4 protein-coding genes are annotated in these 3,303 nt (G+C 44.3%); 1 reads left to right on the top strand and 3 read right to left on the bottom strand.

Going from position 1 to position 3,303, the window contains the following annotated elements:
* Positions 1-59: 59 nt before the first annotated feature.
* Together pgeF and rluD are read right to left on the bottom strand one after the other, a co-directional pair.
* Positions 60-776 (bottom strand): peptidoglycan editing factor PgeF, encoded by a 717-nt coding sequence (pgeF, locus tag L1D50_RS22290; RefSeq protein ID WP_128726861.1) that lies wholly within the window; start codon positions 774-776, stop codon positions 60-62.
* A 1-nt stretch (position 777) separates the two neighbouring features.
* A complete protein-coding gene (gene rluD, locus L1D50_RS22285; RefSeq protein WP_128726862.1) occupies positions 778-1,755 on the bottom strand; it encodes a 23S rRNA pseudouridine(1911/1915/1917) synthase RluD in 978 nt (325 codons plus the stop codon).
* A 123-nt stretch (positions 1,756-1,878) separates the two neighbouring features.
* Here rluD and L1D50_RS22280 point away from each other — a divergent pair, with 123 nt between their 5' ends.
* Positions 1,879-2,643: an outer membrane protein assembly factor BamD gene (locus L1D50_RS22280; protein ID WP_128726863.1), complete on the top strand. Its 765-nt coding sequence runs from the start codon at positions 1,879-1,881 to the stop codon at positions 2,641-2,643.
* Between the two features lie 218 nt (positions 2,644-2,861).
* On the opposite strand, the gene glnB is transcribed toward L1D50_RS22280, so the two are convergent.
* Positions 2,862-3,200: a nitrogen regulatory protein P-II gene (gene glnB / locus L1D50_RS22275; protein ID WP_010371023.1), complete on the bottom strand. Its 339-nt coding sequence runs from the start codon at positions 3,198-3,200 to the stop codon at positions 2,862-2,864.
* Positions 3,201-3,303: the final 103 nt, after the last annotated feature.

The following is a 3,303-nucleotide window of genomic DNA, read 5'->3' as shown; positions in this document are numbered from 1 at the left end:
CCTTATTTATGGGTATTAACTGAACGAAGATCAAGCGTAAAAGTAATAATTTACCCTGATTATTTGCGCCAAATCAAAGTTGCCATACGGCCCGTTGTTTTGTCTCTACGATAGGAAAAGTATTGCTCGGACATAGTTACTGTACAGTGTTTATCGCCGTAAAAATCCTTTACACCTTGCTCGCGTAATAGCGACTTTGCAAGCTCGAAAATATCCGCAAAGTATTTACCGTCTTTTTTGGCAACAAATGCCGTATTTCGTTGCGCCTCAAAAGCCTGTACCACGTCTTCGCCCACCTCGAATTTACTAGGCCCAATCGCAGGGCCAAACCATACACAAATCTCTTCAGGAGCACAGTTAAATTTAGCTAGTGTCTGCGAGATAATTCCAGCTGCAAGAGGCTTCCAACCACCATGGATAGCGGCCACCTCCTCACCATCTTTTGATGCAAGCAGAATGGGTAAGCAGTCTGCTGTCATGATAGCCAGTGGTGTTTGACGCAAGCGAGTGTATAGGGCGTCGGCTTGATGGACCTGCGCGATTTCAAACTGCTCGTCGACCACCACCACTTCTGCACCATGCACTTGCTCAAGCCATACAATCGGGTTAGCCACATAGCCGTGTAAAATTCGACGATTTTCGGCTACATGTTCAGCATTATCACCAACATGAAAGGCTAGGTTAAAGCTATCATACGGCGGTGCTGAAACACCGCCTTTGCGCGTTGTTGATAATGTCCCAACGAATTGGGTTAATGGCCACTGAGCAAGTTGCATCTTATAACGTTAAATCCGGGTTTTCTTTGGTATCTTCTCTAAGCGCTGCCACCAGCTTAATCATATCTTCAGGCACAGGCGCTTCCCATGTCATCATCTCGCCGGTAATTGGGTGAGCGATACTTAGTTTTATAGCATGCAATGCCTGACGTTTAAACTCTCTTAATTGTTCGGTTAATCCTTGAGTCGCATTTCTTGGTGGACGAGGACGGCCGCCATAGAGCTGGTCGCCAATTAACGGATGATTCAAATACGCCATATGTACACGAATTTGGTGTGTTCTACCGGTTTCTAGGCGCAGGCGCAGGCGCGTGTGTGCTCTGAACTTTTCAGCAACACGGTAATGAGTGATAGCCGGCTTGCCCATCTCATGCACTGCCATATGTGTACGCTTAGTTGCGTGACGACCGATTGGCTTTTCAATCATGCCACCTGCTGTCATCGTGCCATTACAAACTGCTTCGTATTCACGCGTGAAGTTTTCACGGGCCTGTAGGTTTTTCACCAAGTGCGTTTGTGCTTGGATGGTTTTCGCCACAACCATTAGGCCGGTCGTGTCTTTATCTAGACGATGTACAATACCAGCACGAGGTACGTTAATGATTTCTGGGTGATGGTGCAGCAGAGCATTTAACACAGTGCCATCCGGGTTACCGGCTCCCGGGTGAACCACCAGCCCCATGGGCTTGTTTATCACAAGAATATCATCATCTTCGTAAACAATATCTAACTCTATATCTTGCGCTTCGTATTCACGTTGTGCTTCGATAACCGTCTCGATAGCAACACTTTCACCACCAAGTAACTTTTCACGAGGAGTGTTGAATACTTCACCATCTACGGTGACTTTATCTTCAAGAATCCAAGTTTTTATTCTTGAACGAGAAAAATCCGGGAACAATTGCGCCAATATTTGGTCTAGACGTTTACCACCGAGTTCGACTGGAACCTCCGCTTGGAGGGAAATTTGCTCTGACATCTGAAACTTTACCTAATTTACCAGTGCAAGCCGTGCTCGACTGGGTTAGAATCGTATTAATGCATAGTTTACTCGGTTTTGCCGAGTTGGCCTAGCCGAAGAAAACAAAGGTAGTAAAATAAAATGATTAAAAACTTAAGGACACACGCCTTTAGGCTGGCGTTAGCCGCGTCTGTTTTAGGTTTGGCAGCCTGTTCATCCGCACCAGAACAAGAAGATATTGAACGCGTACCAAACAAATCCGCCCAAGCGCTTTATGAAGACGCAAAACAAACATTAGATTCCGGCTTGTATGCCCGTGCCATTGAATTATTAAGTGCAATTAATGCTCGTTATCCATTCGGCCCTTATGCAAGACAAGTTCAAATGGACCTAGTCTATGCATATTATCAAACAGGTAATACCGACCAAGCACTTGCGACTATTGATCGTTTTATTCGCTTAAATCCAAATCATAAAGACCTAGACTACATGTATTACATGCGAGGCTTAGTTAGCATCAAGGCTGATGAAAACGCATTCCAAGAGTATTTCGGTGTAGACAGAGCTGACCGTGATGCCAATCGCACCCGTGTTGCTTTTCAGGATTTAACCACGTTAGTTAAAAACTATCCAAACAGTCCGTATGCACCAGAGGCGAAAAAACGCTTGGTCTGGCTACTGAACAAAATGGCTCGCTATGAGCTCAGAGTCGCTGAATATTACTTCGAGCGTGAAGCATACCTTGCCGCAGCAAATCGTGGTAAATATGTAGTAGAACATTACTCTCAAAGTAGTTACCTGACTCAGGCTTTTGACATTATGGAAAAAAGCTATCGCAAACTTGGCCTTCAGGACCTTGCGGATAACGTGAAAAAAGCCAAATCGGTTAACGCACGTAACAAATAAAAATAGTGTCAAGTCACGATACCGCTGAGATCGTGACTTATCTCCCGCCAGTATTCGCCTTCAAGCTTGCTACAGCAGTAAAAGTACTTGCTTCCTGTACATGGAAATTAATCGTCAGTGTGTTTTACCTGTTTGTAGTTGTAATAAGGAAGGATTTAGGCTGCCCATAATAGAAGGTAAGCAGCCTTAAAAGGTAAGTATTTGACTTAACAGCGTCATTAAATTGCTTCTTCGTCCTCTTCACCTGTACGGATCCGAACCACACGCTCAACATCGGTTACGAAAATTTTACCATCACCAATTTTGCCCGTTTGCGCGGTTTTTAGGATAACTTCAATCGCTCTGTCCACGTCTTCATCTGCGGTAACAATATCAAGTTTTACTTTAGGCAAGAAATCTACCATATATTCAGCACCGCGATATAACTCAGTATGGCCTTTCTGACGACCAAAGCCTTTCACTTCACATACCGTCATACCCGTGATCCCCACATCCGAAAGCGCTTCTCGGACATCATCAAGTTTAAACGGTTTAATTATTGCTTCTATTTTCTTCATGACTATCTCGATTCCTTTGGTATAGCGTCGATTTTAGACAATCCGCTTGCCCAAGGCAAACAAAGACATTGAAAGTTGAWGTGATTTCACGCAATAATAATAA

The organism is Pseudoalteromonas sp. Isolate6 (assembly GCF_022398435.1).
In the GTDB taxonomy this organism is placed as follows: Bacteria; Pseudomonadota; Gammaproteobacteria; order Enterobacterales; family Alteromonadaceae; genus Pseudoalteromonas; species Pseudoalteromonas galatheae.
Note: the sequence above shows the minus strand (reverse complement) of the source record. Positions and strands in the feature narration are given on the sequence as shown.

Excerpts from the sequence above, each read along its gene's own strand:
- pgeF (WP_128726861.1), bottom strand. The coding sequence starts at position 776 with ATGCAACTTGCTCAGTGGCCATTAACCCAATTCGTTGGGACATTATCA.
- rluD (WP_128726862.1), bottom strand. The coding sequence starts at position 1,755 with ATGTCAGAGCAAATTTCCCTCCAAGCGGAGGTTCCAGTCGAACTCGGT.
- L1D50_RS22280 (WP_128726863.1), top strand. The coding sequence starts at position 1,879 with ATGATTAAAAACTTAAGGACACACGCCTTTAGGCTGGCGTTAGCCGCG.
- glnB (WP_010371023.1), bottom strand. The coding sequence starts at position 3,200 with ATGAAGAAAATAGAAGCAATAATTAAACCGTTTAAACTTGATGATGTC.